Source organism: Vannielia sp. ABF1_015, from assembly GCF_056160745.1.
Map to the genome: position 1 here is coordinate 91,502 of NZ_JBSWXT010000003.1, position 17,042 is coordinate 108,543.

Annotated in this window: 23 protein-coding genes; 7 read left to right on the top strand and 16 right to left on the bottom strand. The window is 64.7% G+C overall.

Going from position 1 to position 17,042, the window contains the following annotated elements:
* Nucleotides 1-70 precede the first annotated feature (70 nt).
* On the top strand, nucleotides 71-1,462 hold the full coding sequence (locus ACXAG6_RS17665) for a sensor histidine kinase (protein WP_475339189.1): 1,392 nt from the start codon (nucleotides 71-73) through the stop codon (nucleotides 1,460-1,462).
* Between the two features lie 55 nt (nucleotides 1,463-1,517).
* Nucleotides 1,518-1,976, top strand: a complete 459-nt coding sequence (locus ACXAG6_RS17670) for a hypothetical protein (protein ID WP_475339190.1) — start codon at nucleotides 1,518-1,520, stop codon at nucleotides 1,974-1,976.
* A gap of 16 nt (nucleotides 1,977-1,992) precedes the next feature.
* On the opposite strand, the gene ybgC is transcribed toward ACXAG6_RS17670, so the two are convergent.
* From ybgC to ruvC, 5 genes are read right to left on the bottom strand one after another with little or no spacing between them, the layout of a single operon-like run.
* Nucleotides 1,993-2,373: a tol-pal system-associated acyl-CoA thioesterase gene (ybgC, locus tag ACXAG6_RS17675; RefSeq protein ID WP_475339192.1), complete on the bottom strand. Its 381-nt coding sequence runs from the start codon at nucleotides 2,371-2,373 to the stop codon at nucleotides 1,993-1,995.
* Nucleotides 2,370-2,987 carry a hypothetical protein gene (locus ACXAG6_RS17680; RefSeq protein ID WP_475339193.1) on the bottom strand — a complete coding sequence of 206 codons (618 nt, stop codon included), beginning with the start codon at nucleotides 2,985-2,987 and terminating at the stop codon, nucleotides 2,370-2,372. Before ACXAG6_RS17680 ends, ybgC begins: the two co-directional genes overlap by 4 nt.
* A gap of 45 nt (nucleotides 2,988-3,032) precedes the next feature.
* Nucleotides 3,033-4,055, bottom strand: a complete 1,023-nt coding sequence (gene ruvB, locus ACXAG6_RS17685) for a Holliday junction branch migration DNA helicase RuvB (protein ID WP_140015474.1) — start codon at nucleotides 4,053-4,055, stop codon at nucleotides 3,033-3,035.
* A gap of 1 nt (nucleotide 4,056) precedes the next feature.
* Nucleotides 4,057-4,725 carry a Holliday junction branch migration protein RuvA gene (gene ruvA / locus ACXAG6_RS17690; protein WP_475339194.1) on the bottom strand — a complete coding sequence of 223 codons (669 nt, stop codon included), beginning with the start codon at nucleotides 4,723-4,725 and terminating at the stop codon, nucleotides 4,057-4,059.
* The gene (gene ruvC / locus ACXAG6_RS17695; protein WP_475339196.1) at nucleotides 4,722-5,231 is read right to left on the bottom strand and encodes a crossover junction endodeoxyribonuclease RuvC; all 510 of its coding nucleotides are present in this window, start codon (nucleotides 5,229-5,231) and stop codon (nucleotides 4,722-4,724) included. Before ruvC ends, ruvA begins: the two co-directional genes overlap by 4 nt.
* A 334-nt stretch (nucleotides 5,232-5,565) precedes the next feature.
* Here ruvC and ACXAG6_RS17700 point away from each other — a divergent pair, with 334 nt between their 5' ends.
* The gene (locus ACXAG6_RS17700) at nucleotides 5,566-5,763 is read left to right on the top strand and encodes a DUF1127 domain-containing protein (RefSeq protein ID WP_140015477.1); all 198 of its coding nucleotides are present in this window, start codon (nucleotides 5,566-5,568) and stop codon (nucleotides 5,761-5,763) included.
* Nucleotides 5,764-5,835: 72 nt separating this feature from the next.
* On the opposite strand, the gene ACXAG6_RS17705 is transcribed toward ACXAG6_RS17700, so the two are convergent.
* Together ACXAG6_RS17705 and mscL are read right to left on the bottom strand one after the other, a co-directional pair.
* The gene (locus tag ACXAG6_RS17705; protein ID WP_475339197.1) at nucleotides 5,836-6,528 is read right to left on the bottom strand and encodes an adenylate kinase; all 693 of its coding nucleotides are present in this window, start codon (nucleotides 6,526-6,528) and stop codon (nucleotides 5,836-5,838) included.
* A gap of 163 nt (nucleotides 6,529-6,691) precedes the next feature.
* Nucleotides 6,692-7,123, bottom strand: a complete 432-nt coding sequence (gene mscL / locus ACXAG6_RS17710; protein WP_475339198.1) for a large conductance mechanosensitive channel protein MscL — start codon at nucleotides 7,121-7,123, stop codon at nucleotides 6,692-6,694.
* Nucleotides 7,124-7,273: 150 nt separating this feature from the next.
* On the opposite strand from mscL, the gene ACXAG6_RS17715 reads away from it, so the two are divergent.
* A complete protein-coding gene (locus tag ACXAG6_RS17715; protein WP_475339200.1) occupies nucleotides 7,274-7,975 on the top strand; it encodes a glutathione S-transferase family protein in 702 nt (233 codons plus the stop codon).
* An 86-nt stretch (nucleotides 7,976-8,061) separates the two neighbouring features.
* Here the strand turns inward: ACXAG6_RS17715 and ACXAG6_RS17720 are convergent, their stop codons facing one another.
* The 5 genes from ACXAG6_RS17720 to ACXAG6_RS17740 form a co-directional block, all read right to left on the bottom strand.
* Nucleotides 8,062-8,550, bottom strand: coding sequence for a hypothetical protein (locus tag ACXAG6_RS17720; protein ID WP_475339201.1), 489 nt, complete (start codon nucleotides 8,548-8,550; stop codon nucleotides 8,062-8,064).
* A gap of 83 nt (nucleotides 8,551-8,633) precedes the next feature.
* Entirely contained in the window at nucleotides 8,634-9,116 is a 483-nt protein-coding gene (locus ACXAG6_RS17725; RefSeq protein ID WP_475339202.1) for a hypothetical protein, read from the bottom strand.
* A gap of 20 nt (nucleotides 9,117-9,136) precedes the next feature.
* Nucleotides 9,137-11,530: a phenylalanine--tRNA ligase subunit beta gene (gene pheT, locus ACXAG6_RS17730; protein ID WP_475339203.1), complete on the bottom strand. Its 2,394-nt coding sequence runs from the start codon at nucleotides 11,528-11,530 to the stop codon at nucleotides 9,137-9,139.
* Between the two features lie 80 nt (nucleotides 11,531-11,610).
* Nucleotides 11,611-11,844: a hypothetical protein gene (locus ACXAG6_RS17735; RefSeq protein WP_475339205.1), complete on the bottom strand. Its 234-nt coding sequence runs from the start codon at nucleotides 11,842-11,844 to the stop codon at nucleotides 11,611-11,613.
* Nucleotides 11,845-11,849: 5 nt separating this feature from the next.
* Nucleotides 11,850-12,131: a YrhK family protein gene (locus ACXAG6_RS17740; protein WP_475339206.1), complete on the bottom strand. Its 282-nt coding sequence runs from the start codon at nucleotides 12,129-12,131 to the stop codon at nucleotides 11,850-11,852.
* A gap of 153 nt (nucleotides 12,132-12,284) precedes the next feature.
* On the opposite strand from ACXAG6_RS17740, the gene ACXAG6_RS17745 reads away from it, so the two are divergent.
* Nucleotides 12,285-12,536, top strand: coding sequence for a hypothetical protein (locus ACXAG6_RS17745; RefSeq protein WP_140015485.1), 252 nt, complete (start codon nucleotides 12,285-12,287; stop codon nucleotides 12,534-12,536).
* 261 nt (nucleotides 12,537-12,797) lie between these two features.
* Nucleotides 12,798-12,989, top strand: a complete 192-nt coding sequence (locus ACXAG6_RS17750; protein ID WP_475339207.1) for a hypothetical protein — start codon at nucleotides 12,798-12,800, stop codon at nucleotides 12,987-12,989.
* A 110-nt stretch (nucleotides 12,990-13,099) separates the two neighbouring features.
* Here the strand turns inward: ACXAG6_RS17750 and pheS are convergent, their stop codons facing one another.
* Nucleotides 13,100-14,170, bottom strand: a complete 1,071-nt coding sequence (gene pheS, locus ACXAG6_RS17755) for a phenylalanine--tRNA ligase subunit alpha (protein ID WP_140015487.1) — start codon at nucleotides 14,168-14,170, stop codon at nucleotides 13,100-13,102.
* Nucleotides 14,171-14,311: 141 nt separating this feature from the next.
* Here pheS and ACXAG6_RS17760 point away from each other — a divergent pair, with 141 nt between their 5' ends.
* Nucleotides 14,312-15,133 carry a MauE/DoxX family redox-associated membrane protein gene (locus tag ACXAG6_RS17760; protein ID WP_475339209.1) on the top strand — a complete coding sequence of 274 codons (822 nt, stop codon included), beginning with the start codon at nucleotides 14,312-14,314 and terminating at the stop codon, nucleotides 15,131-15,133.
* Here ACXAG6_RS17760 and ACXAG6_RS17765 read toward each other — a convergent pair.
* The 3 genes from ACXAG6_RS17765 to rpmI form a co-directional block, all read right to left on the bottom strand.
* The gene (locus ACXAG6_RS17765) at nucleotides 15,106-15,909 is read right to left on the bottom strand and encodes a Hint domain-containing protein (protein ID WP_475339211.1); all 804 of its coding nucleotides are present in this window, start codon (nucleotides 15,907-15,909) and stop codon (nucleotides 15,106-15,108) included. The two genes, ACXAG6_RS17760 and ACXAG6_RS17765, sit on opposite strands and share 28 nt — an antisense overlap.
* Before the next feature lie 446 nt (nucleotides 15,910-16,355).
* The gene (gene rplT, locus ACXAG6_RS17770; RefSeq protein WP_140015489.1) at nucleotides 16,356-16,718 is read right to left on the bottom strand and encodes a 50S ribosomal protein L20; all 363 of its coding nucleotides are present in this window, start codon (nucleotides 16,716-16,718) and stop codon (nucleotides 16,356-16,358) included.
* 12 nt (nucleotides 16,719-16,730) lie between these two features.
* Complete coding sequence (rpmI, locus tag ACXAG6_RS17775; RefSeq protein WP_140015490.1) at nucleotides 16,731-16,931, bottom strand: 50S ribosomal protein L35; 201 nt, start codon at nucleotides 16,929-16,931, stop codon at nucleotides 16,731-16,733.
* Between the last annotated feature and the right edge of the window lie 111 nt (nucleotides 16,932-17,042).

The following is a 17,042-nucleotide window of genomic DNA, read 5'->3' on the forward strand; positions in this document are numbered from 1 at the left end:
ACGAGAGAACTTTCGTCTCGCCCACTCAGAAGCTTGCTGGATTCTCTGAGCGCGGCGGCCTGTGGGAAGCATGACGGACAAAAGCGATTATAGCGCACACCTTGGCGTGTTGCGCAGCGCAGAACGTGTGCGCAGCGCAGAATTCTCCGCCAGATTGCTGCTGATGCTCATTGGCACAGCGGCCGGCACCCTGCTCACAAGTCTGACCCTGCTTCCGCTTTGGCTTGGCGCTTACTATGCTGCCGTGGGCTTGGAAAAATACGTGCTCTGGCGCTGGCCCCAGGCCACCTCCGGCAAGTTCTTTGCCGCTATGGTCGGCATCTCTGTTCTGATCGCCTCTATTTACGCTGCACTCCCGGTTTATCTTTGGCTTCATGAAAACCACTCCATGAAATTTGGCGCACTAATTTTACTGGTTGGCGGCGTGCTTAATGTCTTTTTGGTCCGTGCGCGGATATGGCAAATATCTGCAGCCTATATGGCCCCCCTCGGGGGCGCATTCCTGGCAATTTCCGCATCCACCTATGAGGCCCCCGGCGGCGGGCCGTTGTTTTACACCGCCATGATTCTGTCCGCAGCGATCATCAGCTATTTTCTCATCGCCGTTTACGAGGCCAACAGATCTCATCGCAGATTGCTGGATACAGAACGGCAGTTCTTTCAGGCCCAGAAGATGGAAGCCGTCGGCACGCTGGCCGGAGGGCTGGCGCATGACTTCAACAACATGCTCAGCGTGGTTCAGGGCAACCTTGAGATGATCCGGACTGCAGAGAGCGACAGCGACCGGGAGGCCTTCAGCACAGAGGCGCTCACCGCCTGCTGGCGCGGCGCGGCCCTGACCCGGCAGTTGCTTGCCCTGAGTCGCGCGCCGATGACCGAGCCTGTGCGGCTGGACCCTGAAGAGGTGCTGTTGGAGGTTGAGCGGCTGGTGCGGCGCGTGGCCCCGCCCAACATTGGCCTGAGCGTGACGGCCGAGCCTGACCTGCCGTACATCCTCGCCGATGAAACCACGCTGCAAGCCGCCCTGCTCAACCTTGCGATCAACGCCCGCGACGCCATGCCTGAGGGCGGAAGAATGCACTTTCAGGCCAAGCACCTCACGCGCGGGGATCCGCACCCGGCTTGGCTTCCCTCCGGGGCCTATGTGGCGCTTTCGGTCTGCGACAATGGCATCGGCATCCCCGAAGAGATTATCGGCAAGGTCTTCGACCCCTTCTTTTCAACCAAGGCCAAGGGCCATGGCACCGGGTTGGGGCTTTCGATGGTGGAGGGGTTTGCACATCAGGCGCACGGCCATGCCCATGCCGAATCACAAAGCGGCCAAGGCAGCCGGTTCACGCTCTACCTGCCCGCCGTTTCCGCTGTGCCCCAACCCGCCGAGCCGGCGCGGGGAGAGGCAAACACCGACGCGCGGCCATGCCCCAAGGTAAGGCCGCCTCGGCCACAGCCCACCACAGGCTAGGGCACCCGCCATCGCCCCTCTTGCGCCCGGCGGCGCGCAGGCTAGGCTCGCGCCCATGCATCGCCCCCTCCTTACCCTTCTGGCCTGTCTCACCACCGGCGCCGCTCTGGCCCAAACACCCGAGCGTCCCTTGCCGCGCGATATCTTCGCCCATCTCGCCGCCAACACATGGGCCTTTCCCGATGTCACAGGGATGCACTGCGACGAGAACCCCCACAGCATTACCTTCGATGCGGCCCGCAAAACCTCGTGGTTCGACTGGCGCGGCCCGATGACAAACTATCTTGGCGAGATTGATCAGCAGGGCGTCTATGACGTGCTGGAAAGTGATGATGGCTCCATCACCATGTTTCTGCACGGCGAGCAGCGGACAACTGACGCGGGCGAGCCTGTGGTGTGGATCCTGCGGCTGATTGACGGTGGCGAGGCCTATTGCTGGGATCGCACCGATTGGTCGCCGCCCCGCTGCACCCACCTGCATATCCGCTGCTACGGCCCCGCCCCGATGAGTTGAGCCCCGGTTGGCCCTCTCAGGCCCCGCGCAGCGCCTCGGGTAGCCGCACAGGTCGCCCGCCGGTGCCCATTGCCACGAGCGTCACCTGCGCCTCAAACAGCGCCACGCCGCCCCGCAACACCCGCTGCGCCAGCACCATCCGCGCCGCCGTCTGGCTGGCCACGCGAGTTTCTACCTCCAATGCGTCGCCCAGCCGCGCGGGGGCCAGAAAATCCGCCTCGATCCGCCGCACGGCAAACACCAGCCCGGCCTCGCGCATCGCGTTCTGATCCACCCCAAGCCCGGCGACCCAAGCTGAGCGGGCGCGCTCGATGAATTTCAGGTAGTTGGCGTGGTAAACAAAGCCCGACAGGTCGGTGTCTTCATAATAGACCTCGCAGGGGAACAGATGGCTCATCGCCCCACCCTCGCGGCCAGTCGCAGGGCGTGGCTGGGGTCATGGGCCACCGCCGGCATCACCGGATCATAGGCCGCTACGATCACCTCCGCGATCTCGGGCCGCAGCACCGCCCGCCCCTTGGCCAGCGCCAGCGGCGACGCCCCGGCAAAGGCCCCCTCGCCCCAGTCAAGCATCACCCGCGCCATCTGGTTCAGCGCCAGCGCCTCCGCTGAGAGCGCGCGGTTCGCCTCATCCATCCGCACAAAGACAAACCCCGCCCGAATGGCCCCCGCCGTCTCAAAGCGAAACGCCCGGTAAGACGAGGCCCCGGCCTTCTCCAGCCGCTCCACAAGGGCCTCCAGACCCGGGATCATCCCGCCAAGGTCGGGCACCGCCAGCAGCTCTTCCCATTCGCGAAAGAAGAAGAAAAACAGGTTGGCCCCCTGCTCATTGTCCATCTCGGCCATCTTGTGGCCCGCCATCGCAACAACGGCTTCGCAGGCGCCTTTCACCACGCCAAGCGTTTCATCTTCGACACCGAAGACGATGGGCACGATGGGTCGCTCCCAGCGGGCGAAATGATAAGTCCCGTCGGTGCGGGTGAAGAGGCGGGCAATGTCGTCTGGGCTCATGGCCCGGTTGTGCCAAAGCCTGCGCGTCGCAGCAAGGCGGCGCGGTTACTCAAACAGGTCGCCCGGCCCGCGCGGCGCGGCAAGGCCGAGGTGGCTCCACGCCCGTTGCGCCAGCATTCGCCCGCGCGGGGTGCGCTGGATCAGCCCCTGTTGCAGCAGGTAGGGCTCGATCACCTCTTCAATCGCGTCCCGGCTCTCGGAGAGCGCGGCAGAGAGCGTTTCCACCCCCACCGGCCCGCCCTGATAGGCCTCTGCAATGAGGCTCAGGTAGCGCCGGTCGGCCCCGTCGAGCCCCAGCTTGTCCACCCCCAGCCGGGTCAGCGCACCATCGGCAATCGCCTTGGTGATCCGCCCGTCACCCTCGACCAGCGCAAAATCCACCACCCGCCGCAGCAACCGCCCGGCAATGCGCGGCGTGCCCCGTGAGCGGGCCGCAATCTCGCGTGCGCCGTCTTCCTCGCAAGCGATCTTCAGCATCCGCGCCCCGCGCATGGTGATGCTGTGCAGCTCGTCCACGGTATAAAAGTTCAGCCGCGTCGGAATGCCGAAACGGTCGCGAAGCGGCGTTTGCAGCAGCCCCAGCCGCGTGGTGGCGCCCACCAGTGTGAAGGGCTCCAGCTCGATCCGCACCGAGCGCGCCGCAGGCCCCTCGCCGATGACGAGATCGAGCGCGAAATCTTCCATCGCCGGGTAGAGCACCTCTTCCACCACCGGGTTCATCCGGTGGATCTCGTCGATGAAGAGCACATCGCGCGGCTCGAGGTTGGTGAGGATCGCCGCAAGGTCGCCCGCCCGCGCCAGCACCGGCCCGGAGGTCATGCGAAAGCCGACGCCGAGTTCCTTTGCCATGATCTGCGCCAGCGTCGTCTTGCCAAGGCCGGGGGGGCCGTGAAACAGCGTGTGATCCATCGCTTGCCCGCGCCGCTTGGCGCTTTCGATGAACACCTTCAGGTTTGCCCGCGCCTCCGCCTGACCGGTGAAGTCATCAAGGCTCTCGGGCCGCAGCGCGCCCGATGCGGCATCCTCTTCGCGCGGCTCGGGGCGCAGGGTTGGGTCCGGTTCTGCCATATCAGCCCTTCGGCGCCAGCAGCTTCAGCGCCGCGCGGATCAGGGCGCCGGAGTCTTCGCCCTCCACCTGCGCCACCGCCTGTGCCGCCTCGCTCTGCCCGTAGCCGAGGTTGACCAGTGCCGATAGCGCATCGGCCTGCGCCTCTGCCCTGCCGCTCGCCACGGGTGCCGAGGCGGCCGCGGGGGTGGCAACAGGCGCATCGGCCTCCACAACTTCCACCGTCTCTGGCGAGAGCGCGCCGCCTCCAAAGCTGCCCATCGCCATGACGGCGGCGGCTTTTTCCTTCAGCTCGTTCACCACCCGTGCCGCCAGCTTCGGCCCCACGCCCGGTGCCGATTTTACCGCCGCCGCGTCGCCCAGCGTAATCGCCCGGCCCACGCCCTCCGGCCCCAACGTGCCGAGAATTGCGAGCGAAACCTTCGCGCCAACGCCCTGCACGGAGGTCAGCAGCCGGTGCCATTCCTTTTCCAGCAGGGTCGGAAAGCCGAAGAGTTGCAGGTTGTCCTCGCGCACCAACAGGTCGGTATAAAGCGCCACCGCCTCGCCGGGGCCGGGCAGCGCGGCCAGCGTCCGCTCGGAGACGTAAACCAGATAGCCCACGCCGCGCACGTCGATCAGCACGTGATCGGAAGCCCGATAATCCAGCCGCCCTGCGATCCGCCCGATCATCCTGCCGCCCTCAGCGCAGCGGCCAGCTTGGCAGCGCCCGGGCCGGAATGGTGCGAATGGCAAATGGCAATGGCCAGCGCATCGGCGGCATCGGCACCTGCCACCTTCGCGCCCGGAAAGTAATGCGCCACCATATGGGCAATCTGCCCCTTGGCGGCATGTCCAGTGCCGACCACCGCCTTCTTCACGGTGTTGGGGGCGTATTCGCCCGGGGCCAATCCGGCCTCGGCCAGCGCCAGCAGCGCCACGCCCCGGGCCTGGCCCAGCTTCAGCGTGCCCTGCCCATCGCGGTTGACGAAGGTTTCCTCGATGGCGGCCGCCTCAGGGGCGTATTCGGTGATGATGGCGCTCAAGGCGCGGAAAAGCGATTGCAGGCGCGTGGCGAGCGGCGCGGCGGCGTCACTCTGGCAAATCCCGTTGGCGACATGAATCATGCGGCTGCCCTCGGCCTCGATCACGCCCCACCCAAGGTTGCGCAGGCCCGGATCGACCCCGATTATCCTCATGCTCGCCCTCTCACATGCCCGCAATTCGCAGCGCTTTTTAACCGATTAGCACGAAACGTGAACAATCCCAAGCGGGAATGCGGTGGGCCGCGCCGGGCAACCGGGCGGAAAACGACGCCCCAAGGGGCGGAAACGGCACTTTCTGCACCACCCTGTCACGGAAATTTCACAAGAGTTTCCAAGTGGTTACGAATTACATGACCCATGCACAAATTGCATGGCGGGCATGTTTTAACTGCGCTTGTTAAATGAGCAATCCGCTTCTAATTGAGCCTCAGAATGCAGCGGTTACAAAACCGCCCCTCCCCGATCCGCGCCTATAAGGAAAACCCCGATGGCATATTTCTTTGACCCGACCGCCCGCGCCTCCGGCAGCACTCTCGCCGGTAAGCTCGCCCACTTCCTCACCCGCCCCGCCGGCGTTATCGCCGACTGGAACGATCGCCGCATCACCCGCAAGGCGCTCTCCAAGCTCAGCAACCGCGAGCTGGACGACATCGGGCTGAGCCGCGCCGATATCGCAGACATCTGAACTCTCCCTGCCAGAAATGGCAAACTTGAAGGGCGGCCCCGCAAGGGTGCCGCCCCTTTTTTTGCGCTGCGGTCAGACTTGGGCCGGGGCGCGCATCCGCTCGACAAGAGCGGTCAGCGATGCCGTTACCGCGTCGATCTCGCCCATTGCATCCACCCGGTCCAAAACGCCTTGCCCGGCATAGTAGCCAATGAGCGGTGCGGTCTGGGCGTGGTAGGCCTCCAGCCGTGCGGCCACGGTCTCGGCCTTATCATCAGCGCGGCGCTTCATCTCGGTGCCGCCGCAGGCATCGCACACGCCCTCCACCGCGGTGGGTTTGAAGCTGTCATGGTAGCCCTCACCGCAGGCCCCGCAGGTAAAGCGCCCGGCAATCCGTGCGACCATGGCGGCATCGTCAACCTCCATCGAGATCGCCCCTGTCACCCGCTCTCCGCGTGCGGCCAGCATCGCATCCAGCGCCTCGGCCTGCACCGTGGTGCGCGGAAACCCATCGAGGATCACACCGCCCGCCACATCCGGCTCGGCCAGCCGGTCGGCGAGGATATCCAGAACGATCTGGTCACTCACCAGCCCGCCAGCCTCCATCACCGCCTTGGCCGCGCGGCCCGCTTCGGTGCCCGCAGCCACCGCCGCGCGCAGCAGATCGCCGGTCGAAAGCTGAACCAAGCCAAAGCGCTCCTCCAGCCGCCGCGCCTGCGTGCCCTTGCCCGCGCCGGGCGGGCCGAGAAGGATGAATACGGGCCGTGCGCCCATCTGTGCCCCCATGGTGTGTCCTCCAAAACCATCCACAACGTGACGCTTGGGTAACACGAAAGCGTGAACACCCGACTGCGGCAAAACCGCCCCATTGCATACCGTGGCACACCGAAACTCCGGGCACAAAAAAGGGCGCCCCGCAGAGCGCCCCTTTCCGTCAGATCAAACCGGATCAGCCCTTTTTCAGCGAGTCCCGGATTTCGAGCAGCACGTCCAGCTCGGAGGGGCCGCTTTCCACTTCGGGGGCCACTTCCTCGGGCTTCTCGGCCATCGCCTTCACCTTGTTGACGTAGCGCACCAGCATGAAGACCACGAAAGCGATGATCAGGAAGTTGATCACGGCCATCACGAAGCTGCCCCATGCAAACACGTTAGCCCCGGCCTCACGCGCGGCTTCCAGCGAGGTGCCCTCGGCCACGTCGCCGCTCAGCACGGCGTAGTTGTTGGTAAAGTCGAGCCCTCCAGTGAAGAGGCCGATGATCGGGTTGATCAGATCGGCCACCATCGAGCTGACGATCGCGGTAAAGGCAGCACCGATAATGATACCCACCGCCATGTCCATCACATTGCCCTTGGCAATGAAGTCCTTGAATTCTTTCATCATGTCCTTGGTCCCTCTCGCACGTGTTAGCGCACTGTTTAACAGCCCCACCGAGGCTGGCGGGCTTTTAAACAACATTTGCCACAATTTCAGCTTTTTTTATGCGTCGGTGACGCTACGTAGCCCGAAAGCAACATTTCAGGGACATGCCGAATGACAGACCTTTCAAACTTCAACGTCACCAAGCGCTGGCCGGTCGAAGACCCGTCCAAGCTGCAGCTGTTTTCCTTCCCCACGCCGAATGGCCGCAAGATCGGCATCGCGCTGGAAGAGATGGGCCTGGCCTATGAGGCGCATCGGGTGACGGTGTCCGACAAGGACGTGAAGAGCCCCGAGTTTCTCAGCCTGAACCCCAACAACAAGATCCCCGCCATCATCGACCCAGACGGCCCGGGCGGCGAGCCGCTGGCGCTGTGGGAGAGCGGGGCAATCCTGATCTATCTCGCTGAGAAGACGGGCAAGTTTTATGGCGAGAGCAGCACCGGCAAGCATATCGTCAACCAATGGCTGATGTGGCAGATGGGCGGGCTTGGCCCGATGCTGGGGCAGCTCGGCTACTTTGTGAAGTTCGCCGGAAGCCAGATCGAAGACCCGCGCCCCCGCGAGCGCTTCATCGGTGAGGCCAAGCGCCTGCTCGGCGTGCTCGACGGCGCGCTTGAGGGCAAGAACTGGGTGGCGGGTGAATACTCCATCGCCGATATGGCCATCGTTCCGTGGCTGATGGGGCTGGAGTTCTATGGTGCGGAAGAGCTGGTTGGCCTGCCCGAGCGCAAGAACGTCACCGCCTATATCGAGCGCTTCAAGGCGCGCCCCGCCGTGCAGGCCGGGCTCAACGTGCCCCCGCGCGAGGGCTGAGGCGAAGAGATGCCAAAGGCGTGGATGAGCGGCCAAAGGGCTGGCTCATCCGCCCTTCAAGGCGTCTTCGCCCGGCTCAATCGCGCCTACCGGTGCATCCATGTGCGGCGGAAGCTGTCGACCGATTGCATGAGGTTGCAGGCCGCCGAGAGCCGGGTCGCCGCAGGGCGCGGAAACAGCCGCACATGCCGCCGCCCCTCCACCATCAGCAGCCGGTAGCGATAGCGGGTGGCCGTGCCCTTGGCTTCACGCGCAAGGGTGATCTTGCCAAAGCGGGTCTCACTATCGGCCACCACGCGGCATGTGCGTTTGCCGCCGGTCCGGGCACAGGTGGCCGCGGTGTTCTTGGCCGTCCAGGCGTAGGTCTTGCCATTGTGGGTCAGGTGAATGGTGTCGAGGTAGTTTTCATTGAGGTACTCAAACGCCCCGGCCCCCGAGGGCAGGCTTGTCAGCTGATCGAGCGGCGCGTCGAGATCGGCAAACATGCCTTCGGCCAGCGGCAGCGAGATATCGCAGGCCGGGGCTGGCGTAGCCAGCAGGGCGGCGCAAATCGTCGCCACCGATAATCGGGCCATAATGGGCCTCCTTGAAACCAATTGGGTTTCAAACGCGCGAACAGCGGCGCGGGTTCCATGCTTTTTCGAGATTTCTTGGCTGGTCAGCCCGGCGGCGCGAGCTCTGTCCGGGCAAAGGCGAACCATCCCGCCAGCGCGGCGCAGGCTGCCCCTTCGGCAGTCTCCTCGGCGCGGCCCGAAAAAGTAACCCGCCGGTCCGCCGAATCTTGCACCACCAACGCCCCGGCATAGCCCTGCTCCGCCGGTTCGACCCAGAGCAGCGCAAAGCGGCTCTCGCTTTCGACCTTCAGGGCGCAGGGCAGGCCCTCATGGCACAGCTGGCGGGCATGTTCGGCCCGCCATGGCACCAGCCCCGCCTCGGTTTCGATCCCTTGGTTTGAAAGGCTGCCCGGCCCGGAGAGGTGCCATGTGGCGCGCACGCCGGGCAGCTCGTGCACCACGCCCTCGGGCCCGGCCCCATCCAGCAGGCCGCTGCGCACCACCATCTCGGGCAGGCACTCCACGCTCACGTCACGGCGTAGCAGGTGGGGCCATGCAAGCAGGTCGGCGGCAGCGACAGCCGCCACCAATCCCCAGCGCCAGCGTCTCACCCGCGCAGCGCGCCGCCGGTGGCCTTGCTGACCTTCTCCACCACCTTGGTGGCAACGCCTGCGATATCTTCATCGGTCAGGGTCTTGCCCGTGGGCTGCATCCGCACGGTGATCGCAAGGCTCTTCTTGCCCTCACCGAGGCTGCCGCCGATGAACTGGTCAAACAGGCGCACCTCTTCGATCAGCGCCTTGTCGGCCCCGCGTGCGGCATTGATCAGGTCCATCGCGGCCACGCCCTCGTCGACAACAAAGGCAAAATCGCGCTCCACGGCCTGCAAATCGGCCATCACCACCGCCCCGCGTGAAGCGCCCTTGGCCTTCTTCGCCGGCACCGCCTGCGGCCAGATGGTGAAGCCCACCGCCGGGCCCTTCACATCCATCTCGCGCAGGATGCGGGGGTGGATCTCGCCAAAGACGGCCAGCACATTCTTGCCCAGCGCCATCACCGAAGAGCGCCCCGGGTGCCACCAGTCGCTCGCCTCGCGGCGAAACTGCACGCGCTCGGGCGCACCGAGGGCCGCCAGAACCGCCTCGCAATCCGCCTTGGCATCGTAAACATCCACGTCGCGGCGTGCGCCAAAGCTGTCACGCGGGCCGGTTGCGCCCACCAGAAGGCCAGTGGCCAGCATGTGCTGCTCGCCCGGCTCGCCGCCGTGGAAGGCCGCACCCACCTCGAACAGCGCCATATCGGCAAAGCCGCGCGCCTGGTTGCGAGCCGCCGCCTGCAACAGCCCGGGCAGCAACGCGGGGCGCATATGGCTCATCTCGGAGGAGATCGGGTTTTCCAGCTTGGTCGCAGCCTCGCCACCGTTGAAGAGCTTGGCCGTCGCCTCATCAATGAAGCTGTAGGTCACACATTCATTGTACCCTAGCGCCGCAATCGTCCGCCGCGCAATCCGCTCGCGCTGCTGGCTTTCGGTCAGGATCGCCTCGGGCACACCGGCAGAGACGCGCGGCATCGGCTTGCCCACCAGCCCGGTCAGCGAAGCGATGCGGGCGACTTCTTCCACAAGATCCGCCTCGCCCTTCACATCCGGCCGCCAGCTTGGCACCTGCGCCATATCGCCATCCATCACGAAGCCCAGCGCCTCCAGCGAGGCGCGTTGCGTGGCTTCGGGAATTTCCATTCCCACTAGGCTCTCGATCCGCTGGGGGCGCAGCTTGTAGGCCCGGCTCACATCGGGCACCTGCCCGGCCTCGATCAGCTCGGAGGGCTCGCCGCCACAAAGCTCGATGATCATCGCCGCGGCGTCATCCACCGCCTGCCGGTTGTAGCCCGGATCAATCCCGCGCTCGTTGCGATAGCGCGCGTCGGAGTTGATCTTCAGCGCCCGGCCCGTCAGCGCGATCTGCACGAAGTCCCAATAGGCCGCCTCAAGGATCACATCCGTGGTCTCCTCGGTGCAGCCAGACTCCTCGCCGCCCATGATCCCGCCGATGCTCTCCACGCCCTTATCGTCTGAGAACACCATTGCGCCCTCGGGCATGGCATAGGTCTTGCCGTCCAGCGCCAGCAGCTCCTCGCCGCCCTTGGCGCGGTGGATGAGCAGATCGCCGGTCACCTTGCCACCGTCAAACACGTGCAGCGGGCGGTTGCGGTCGTGGGTGAAGTAGTTGGTGATATCGACCAGCGCGGAAATCGGGCGCAGCCCGATGGCGCGCAGCTTCTTTTGCAGCCACTCCGGCGAGGGGCCGTTCTTGACGCCCTTGATGTAGCGGCCCTGAAACACGTGGCAGCCGTCTGCCGTGTCTTCGGCGATGCGCACCTTCACCGGGCTCTCAAACTTGCCCTCGATCGTGTGGGCGGTGAGCGGCTTCAGGGTGCCCAGCCCCCGCGCCGCGAGGTCACGGGCAATGCCGTGCACGCCCAGCGCATCGGGGCGGTTGGGGGTGATAGCGATCTCGATCACCGGGTCCACCGCCTCGGGGCGGTTGGCCGCGAGCCAATCGGTGAACTTGTCACCCACTTCGCCGCTCTCCAGTTCGATGATGCCATCGTGCTCGTCCGAAAGCTCCATCTCGCGCTCGGAAGCCATCATCCCGTGGCTCTCGATCCCCCGGATCTTGCCCACCTGAATTGTCGTGTCGATCCCCGGCACATAGGTGCCCGGCTTGGCGACCACCACGGTGATCCCCTCGCGCGCATTGGGCGCGCCGCAGATGATCTGCTTCTCACCCTCATCGGTGGCCACCTGACACACCTTCAGCCGGTCGGCATCGGGGTGCTTCTCGGCGGCGAGCACCTTGCCGATGGTAAAGGCCTCAAGCCGGGAGGCCGGGTCTTCGACCCCCTCCACCTCAAGGCCGAGATCGGTCAGCGCTTCGAGGATATCGTCAAGGGGGGACTCGGTTTCGAGGTGTTCCTTGAGCCAGCTCAGGGTGAATTTCATCGGGTCGTCCTTATCCGCCGTGTCGGGGGTTTGCGCGGGTCTTAGCGCAATGGCGTGGGGGGGAAAAGGGCAAGCCGGGTTCAGCGCCGCCCGCGCCAACGCCGCCAGAGGGGGCGCAGATCAAGCGCGGCCACGGCAATGCCGAGCGGGATCATCCAGAACCCCAGCACCGGCAAAAACCCCAGCAGCCCGCCGCAGACCAACAGCACCCCCACAACCGCCCGCCACCCGGGCCGCACATGATGGCGCACCCAGAGCCGCAGCCGCGCCAGCCGCGCTTTCAGGTCTGTCCGGGCGTGCTGCGAGCGTGCCACCTGCCCTAACGCTCCATCCGCTCTGCCAGCGTTTCATACTTGCCCATGCGCAGCAGCTTCACCTCCCGCGCCAGCCGGATCGCGGGCTTGGCGAAAAACAGCAGCGAGCCGATGGTAAAGAGCCAGACGCCGGGCGTTTCCCAGGCGGGCCAGAAAAACAGCACCGAACCGATCAAAAAGCAGGCCGCCGCGCCGAAATCCACCAGCGTGTAGGCCAGCTCGTAAAGCGCATAAATACGGCGCGTATCATGGTTTCTCTCGCGATTCTCGTGGCGAAACAGCTTCATCGCACAGGCTCCTTTTCTCAGGTCGCTCCCCCTGTAACTTCCTTGCAGCATCGACACAAACCCGCCGCGTTTGCCCAAGTTTTGCCACAATTAAGCCCTATCAAGACCGTGAACCGGTGGGGGCCGATTCACTTGACGAATATTGGGGGTACCATGCTTTCGTCCGTTCTCGACTCCCTTGGTGGTTTTCTCCGCCCACTTGCGATTGCTGTGCTTGTGCTCATCGGGCTCGGCTTCATTTCCAACTCGCCAGATGGTGCGGGCGGCACAACATGCCGTCAGTTGACCGATAACATCGAGCTGAACCGCGCTCTCTGCCGGATGAACCCGGCCCGCCTGTGGAACACGCCGGTGGCCGATCTGATCCCCGGGCTGCGCTCCGAGGACAAGAACGCCACAAACTAGGGCGCCCCTCCGGCGCCCGCCACCGCCCTGCCCTTCGGCCGCTTTCCCTCGTTTCCGGCCGCAGGGCGGGGCGACTCTCGTTTCGGAGTGGAAACAATGCCACCACCTGCGGCAGAACTGTTTCTGCAAAATTACCTAAAACTCGCCCAGATCTCGCCGCTTTTGCCGCGCTAACTGACGCTGCGACACCCGAAAACGGGGCGCAACAAGAGACCCGTGTAAGCCGGAAAACCGGCACGCGGACAGTGCAAGGACGAGCAGATGCAAACCATTTTCAAATCCGCAGCCGGCGGAGCACGATTTCCCGTGCTTGTCGTGCTGACACTCACCGCCGCCGCCGCTCTGGCCGTGCCGGTGCTTGATGCGAAGGCGGTCAGCCTTGCACGTGGAACCATCATGGATGTGATCGACCAAGATTCGATGGCCTTCGTGAAGGGTTTTCTGCCCGAGTAACATTCGGGTGGGGGCAAAAGCGTGGGCGCGGCGATGTTCCAGGGGGCTGGATATCGCCGCGCCCTCTTTCGTTTGTGTAGGGCGGGCAATCTGCCCACTATCCGGCCAGCCTAGCGCGACACGCCCGCATGCAGCGTGGGCACATCCAGCGCCGCAAAGCCGTAATGCCGCAGCCAGCGCAGGTCGCTCTCGAAGAAGGCGCGCAGGTCGGGGATGCCGTATTTCAGCATCGCCAGCCGGTCGATTCCGATGCCGAAGGCGAAGCCCTGCCACTCTTCCGGGTCCACCCCGGCGGATTTGAGCACATGCGGATGCACCATTCCGCTGCCGAGCACTTCAAGCCAGTCGTCGCCCTCGCCCACCTTCACCGTGCCGCCCTCGAAGCTGCACTGAATATCCACCTCCGCCGAAGGCTCGGTGAAAGGGAAGTGGCTGGCGCGGAAGCGGGTTTTCACGCTGGTGCCGAAATAGGCGGTGAAGAACTCTTCCAGCACCCATTTGAGGTTGGCCATCGAGATATCCTTGTCGATCGCAAGGCCCTCGACCTGGTGGAACATCGGCGTATGCGTCTGGTCGTAATCCGCGCGATAGACCCGGCCGGGGCAGATGATCCGCGTCGGCGCGCCGCCCGCTTCCATCGAGCGGATCTGCACCGGGCTGGTGTGGGTGCGCAGTACATGCGGCGGGCGATTGTCGCCCTCTTCGCGGGCCATGTAGAAGGTGTCCATCTCCGCCCGCGCCGGGTGGTGGCCGGGGATGTTCAGCGCGTCGAAGTTGTACCAATCGGTCTCGATCTGGGGGCCTTCGGCCACGGCAAAGCCCATGTCGGCAAAGATCGCGGTGACCTCCTCCGTCACTTGGCTCACCGGGTGGATCGTGCCTTGGCGGCGCGGGCGCGAGGGCAGCGTCACATCCAGCCACTCGGCCTTCAGCCGCTCGTCGAGCGCAGCATCGGCCAGCGCCATCTTGCGGGCGGCCAGCGCGGCGTTGATCTCATCCTTCAGCGCGTTCAGCGCGGGGCCGGCCACTTGGCGCTCTTCCGGGGTCATCTTGCCCAGCTCGCGCATTTTCAGGCTCACTTCGCCCTTCTTGCCAACGGCCTGCAGCCGCAGATCTTCCAGCGCCGCTTCGTCGGCAGCTCCGGCAATCGCCTCGATGTATTTTCCGCGCAGCTCGTCCATCAGCGGGGCCTCCTTTGCACCGCCGCTTGCCTATAGCGGTGCGCGTGGGGGTGCAAGCCGTAGGGCGGGAGTTGCCGCGCCTTGCCGCCCTGACGGAACCCCATGATGGCCGCCCTCGTTGTCCTCCTCAAAGGAAAGCCCATGCACGCCCAAGCCAGCCCGCCCGGAATGACCCCCGACATCACGGATCGCCGCGCGCCACCGCGCGATCAGGCAAAAGCCAAGGCCCGCCTCTATCGCATGGCCACGCCCGATCACCTCTGCCCCTTTGGCCTGAAGTCCAAGGCAATGCTCGAACGCTGGGGCTATGACGTGGAAGACCACCCGCTGGAAACCCGCGAAGAGACCGACGCCTTCATCCACGAGCACGGCGTCGAGACCACCCCGCAAACCTGGATCGGCACCGAGCGCATTGGCGGCTATGATGATCTGCGCGCCTTCTTCGGCATCCCCCTGCGCGACGAAAACGCCACCACCTACCAGCCGGTCATCGCCACCTTCGCCCTCGCCGCGCTGATGGGGCTTGCCGTGTCATGGCTGGCGACCGGAGCAATCACTGCCGCCGCGCTCGTGCCCATCATTGCCATCGCCATGTGCATCCTCGCCTTCCAAAAGCTGCGCGACGTCGAGAGCTTTTCGACCATGTTCCTCGGCTATGACCTGCTGGCCCGCCGCCGGGTGGAATATGCCTATGCCTACCCCTTCCTCGAAGCCGCCGCTGGCCTCCTGATGCTCGCGGGCATCGCCACATGGCTGGCAGCGCCCATCGCCATCATCATCGGCGGCATCGGCGCGGTCTCGGTCATCAAGGCTGTTTACATCGACAAGCACGAGTTGAAATGCGCCTGCATGGGCGGTGGCTCCAACGTGCCGCTGGGGTTCGTATCGCTGACCGAAAATCTGATGATGCTGGGCATGGGGCTTTACATGGCGGCTCAGGCCGCGATCAGCGCCGCCTCGTAGCGCCGAAGCTCGGGGCGGGCGAGCGCGCCATAGGGCCTGTGCCCGGCCAGCAGCCCCGGGAAGATCGCCTCAATCTCTTCCCGCGCGGCCTCGGTGAGGGCCTCTGCGCCCACCTCACCGGGATAAAAGCTCTCGGTCTGCGCGCCCTCGGCATAAACCACCTCATGCGCATCCAGAAGCACATGGTAATAGGAGACTGTGCAGCAGGGCACGAAGCGGATCGCGGTGCCATCCACCAGCGCCTTCGCGGCCACCAGCGCTTCGGGCTCGCCAAAGAGCAACTCAGCGCGCCAGCCGCCCACCAGCATCCTGTGGTTGGGCGACACCACGAGGCGGCCATGATCGCCCAGCGCCCCCGCCTCGATCACCACCGGCGCAAGAGCGCCCTGCCCGCTCACCCGGCTGCCGCCAACCCAGCGGATAACCTGCCAGCCGTTATCCCGCGTGCGCAGCTTCATACCGGGCTGCAAAAATTCCACCTCGCAAAGCCCGGCCTCGGTTTCGAGCCGGGTGCCCGCCGCAAAGCAGGGAAATTCCGTTTCGGTCTCCGCATCGAGGTCTGACACCTTCAGCGATGTGGAGCCGTTGGGCAGGTTTGGATAATCCGGGTCGTCCCGGTCTGTCAGGTCGATGGCAAAGGTGCTGCCCGCCTCATACTCCGCCCCCGGTGGGCCGGAGGTGATGCGGATGAAGGCCGCCGCGTTATCGGGATTGCCACGAATTTCGCCGGAGCCGAGGTATTCGTACTCGTAGCTGACACCGTTGATGACAAGCACATCTTAACTGGCCACCGTGGAGAGCGAAAACTCTCCCGAAGGTTCCTCGAAAACCGCGTTCGGCTCCTGCTGTGTTGTCAGGTTGATCCCTTTACCTGACGTTGCCGGATCGCCGTTCACGAATTGAAGTGTCAGCGAAATCGACGCCATTGGCCTCTTCGCACCTGCCTCACATATGCTGCGGCTCTGACGGCCGCCTTGGCCCCAAATTCACCACATAAGCGCCGGCTTTAATACAGATTTGCGAGCATTGCTCGGATTTGCCTGCGCCTGTGGCCGCGCCGCACTTGTTGCGCAGGCTCATCCACGGCTCTGCCGTCTCTTCGCACGCGCCCCGCCTCTTCGCCCGCACCCCGCGAGGACGCCTTCGAAGGGCGGACGAGCAGGCCCCGAATGCAAAAAGGCCGCCCCGAAGGACGGCCCTTTCAGATTTCTCTTCGCGGGCCTCAGGCCAGCGCGGCTTTCGCCTTTTCGACGATACCGCCGAAAGCTTCCGGCTCATGCACGGCGAGGTCGGCCAGCACTTTGCGGTCTACCTCAATGCCGGCCAGCGACAGGCCGTTGATGAAGCGCGAGTAGGTCAGCGCTTCGTCATGGGCGCGCACGGCGGCGTTGATCCGCTGGATCCACAGCGCGCGGAACTGGCGCTTGCGGTTCTTGCGGTCGCGCGTGGCGTATTGGTTCGCCTTGTCGACAGCCTGAGTGGCGGTTTTGAAGTTGGTGGACCGGCGACCGTAATAGCCCTTTGCGGCCTTGATCACCTTCTTGTGGCGGGAATGGGCGACGGTGCCGCCTTTGGTACGAGACATCTGGGGCTCTCCTTAGCGCGCGTAGGGCATGAATTTCTTGACGATTTTCTCGTCGGCTTCGCTCATAACAACCATGCCGCGGGCGTCGCGGATGAACTTGTTGCTACGCTTGATCATGCCGTGACGCTTGCCAGCCTGGCCTGCCTTCACGCGGCCGGAGGCCGTCACCTTGAAGCGCTTTTTGGCGCTCGATTTCGTCTTCATCTTGGGCATTTGCCATCTCCATCGAAGTGGTCATATTGGCACGGGTAGGCATGCCGCTTTCGGCCCGCCCATGCGTGAGAAGCGCCGTATAGGGGCGAATCCTCCGGCTGGCAAGGAAAT

What these genes read in the sequence shown, in the direction of transcription:
- ACXAG6_RS17665 (WP_475339189.1), top strand. Translation starts at nt 71, where the DNA reads ATGACGGACAAAAGCGATTATAGCGCACACCTTGGCGTGTTGCGCAGC.
- ACXAG6_RS17670 (WP_475339190.1), top strand. Translation starts at nt 1,518, where the DNA reads ATGCATCGCCCCCTCCTTACCCTTCTGGCCTGTCTCACCACCGGCGCC.
- ybgC (WP_475339192.1), bottom strand. Translation starts at nt 2,373, where the DNA reads ATGAGCCATCTGTTCCCCTGCGAGGTCTATTATGAAGACACCGACCTG.
- ACXAG6_RS17680 (WP_475339193.1), bottom strand. Translation starts at nt 2,987, where the DNA reads ATGAGCCCAGACGACATTGCCCGCCTCTTCACCCGCACCGACGGGACT.
- ruvB (WP_140015474.1), bottom strand. Translation starts at nt 4,055, where the DNA reads ATGGCAGAACCGGACCCAACCCTGCGCCCCGAGCCGCGCGAAGAGGAT.
- ruvA (WP_475339194.1), bottom strand. Translation starts at nt 4,725, where the DNA reads ATGATCGGGCGGATCGCAGGGCGGCTGGATTATCGGGCTTCCGATCAC.
- ruvC (WP_475339196.1), bottom strand. Translation starts at nt 5,231, where the DNA reads ATGAGGATAATCGGGGTCGATCCGGGCCTGCGCAACCTTGGGTGGGGC.
- ACXAG6_RS17700 (WP_140015477.1), top strand. Translation starts at nt 5,566, where the DNA reads ATGGCATATTTCTTTGACCCGACCGCCCGCGCCTCCGGCAGCACTCTC.
- ACXAG6_RS17705 (WP_475339197.1), bottom strand. Translation starts at nt 6,528, where the DNA reads ATGGGGGCACAGATGGGCGCACGGCCCGTATTCATCCTTCTCGGCCCG.
- mscL (WP_475339198.1), bottom strand. Translation starts at nt 7,123, where the DNA reads ATGATGAAAGAATTCAAGGACTTCATTGCCAAGGGCAATGTGATGGAC.
- ACXAG6_RS17715 (WP_475339200.1), top strand. Translation starts at nt 7,274, where the DNA reads ATGACAGACCTTTCAAACTTCAACGTCACCAAGCGCTGGCCGGTCGAA.
- ACXAG6_RS17720 (WP_475339201.1), bottom strand. Translation starts at nt 8,550, where the DNA reads ATGGCCCGATTATCGGTGGCGACGATTTGCGCCGCCCTGCTGGCTACG.
- pheT (WP_475339203.1), bottom strand. Translation starts at nt 11,530, where the DNA reads ATGAAATTCACCCTGAGCTGGCTCAAGGAACACCTCGAAACCGAGTCC.
- ACXAG6_RS17740 (WP_475339206.1), bottom strand. Translation starts at nt 12,131, where the DNA reads ATGAAGCTGTTTCGCCACGAGAATCGCGAGAGAAACCATGATACGCGC.
- ACXAG6_RS17745 (WP_140015485.1), top strand. Translation starts at nt 12,285, where the DNA reads ATGCTTTCGTCCGTTCTCGACTCCCTTGGTGGTTTTCTCCGCCCACTT.
- ACXAG6_RS17750 (WP_475339207.1), top strand. Translation starts at nt 12,798, where the DNA reads ATGCAAACCATTTTCAAATCCGCAGCCGGCGGAGCACGATTTCCCGTG.
- pheS (WP_140015487.1), bottom strand. Translation starts at nt 14,170, where the DNA reads ATGGACGAGCTGCGCGGAAAATACATCGAGGCGATTGCCGGAGCTGCC.
- ACXAG6_RS17760 (WP_475339209.1), top strand. Translation starts at nt 14,312, where the DNA reads ATGCACGCCCAAGCCAGCCCGCCCGGAATGACCCCCGACATCACGGAT.
- rplT (WP_140015489.1), bottom strand. Translation starts at nt 16,718, where the DNA reads ATGTCTCGTACCAAAGGCGGCACCGTCGCCCATTCCCGCCACAAGAAG.
- rpmI (WP_140015490.1), bottom strand. Translation starts at nt 16,931, where the DNA reads ATGCCCAAGATGAAGACGAAATCGAGCGCCAAAAAGCGCTTCAAGGTG.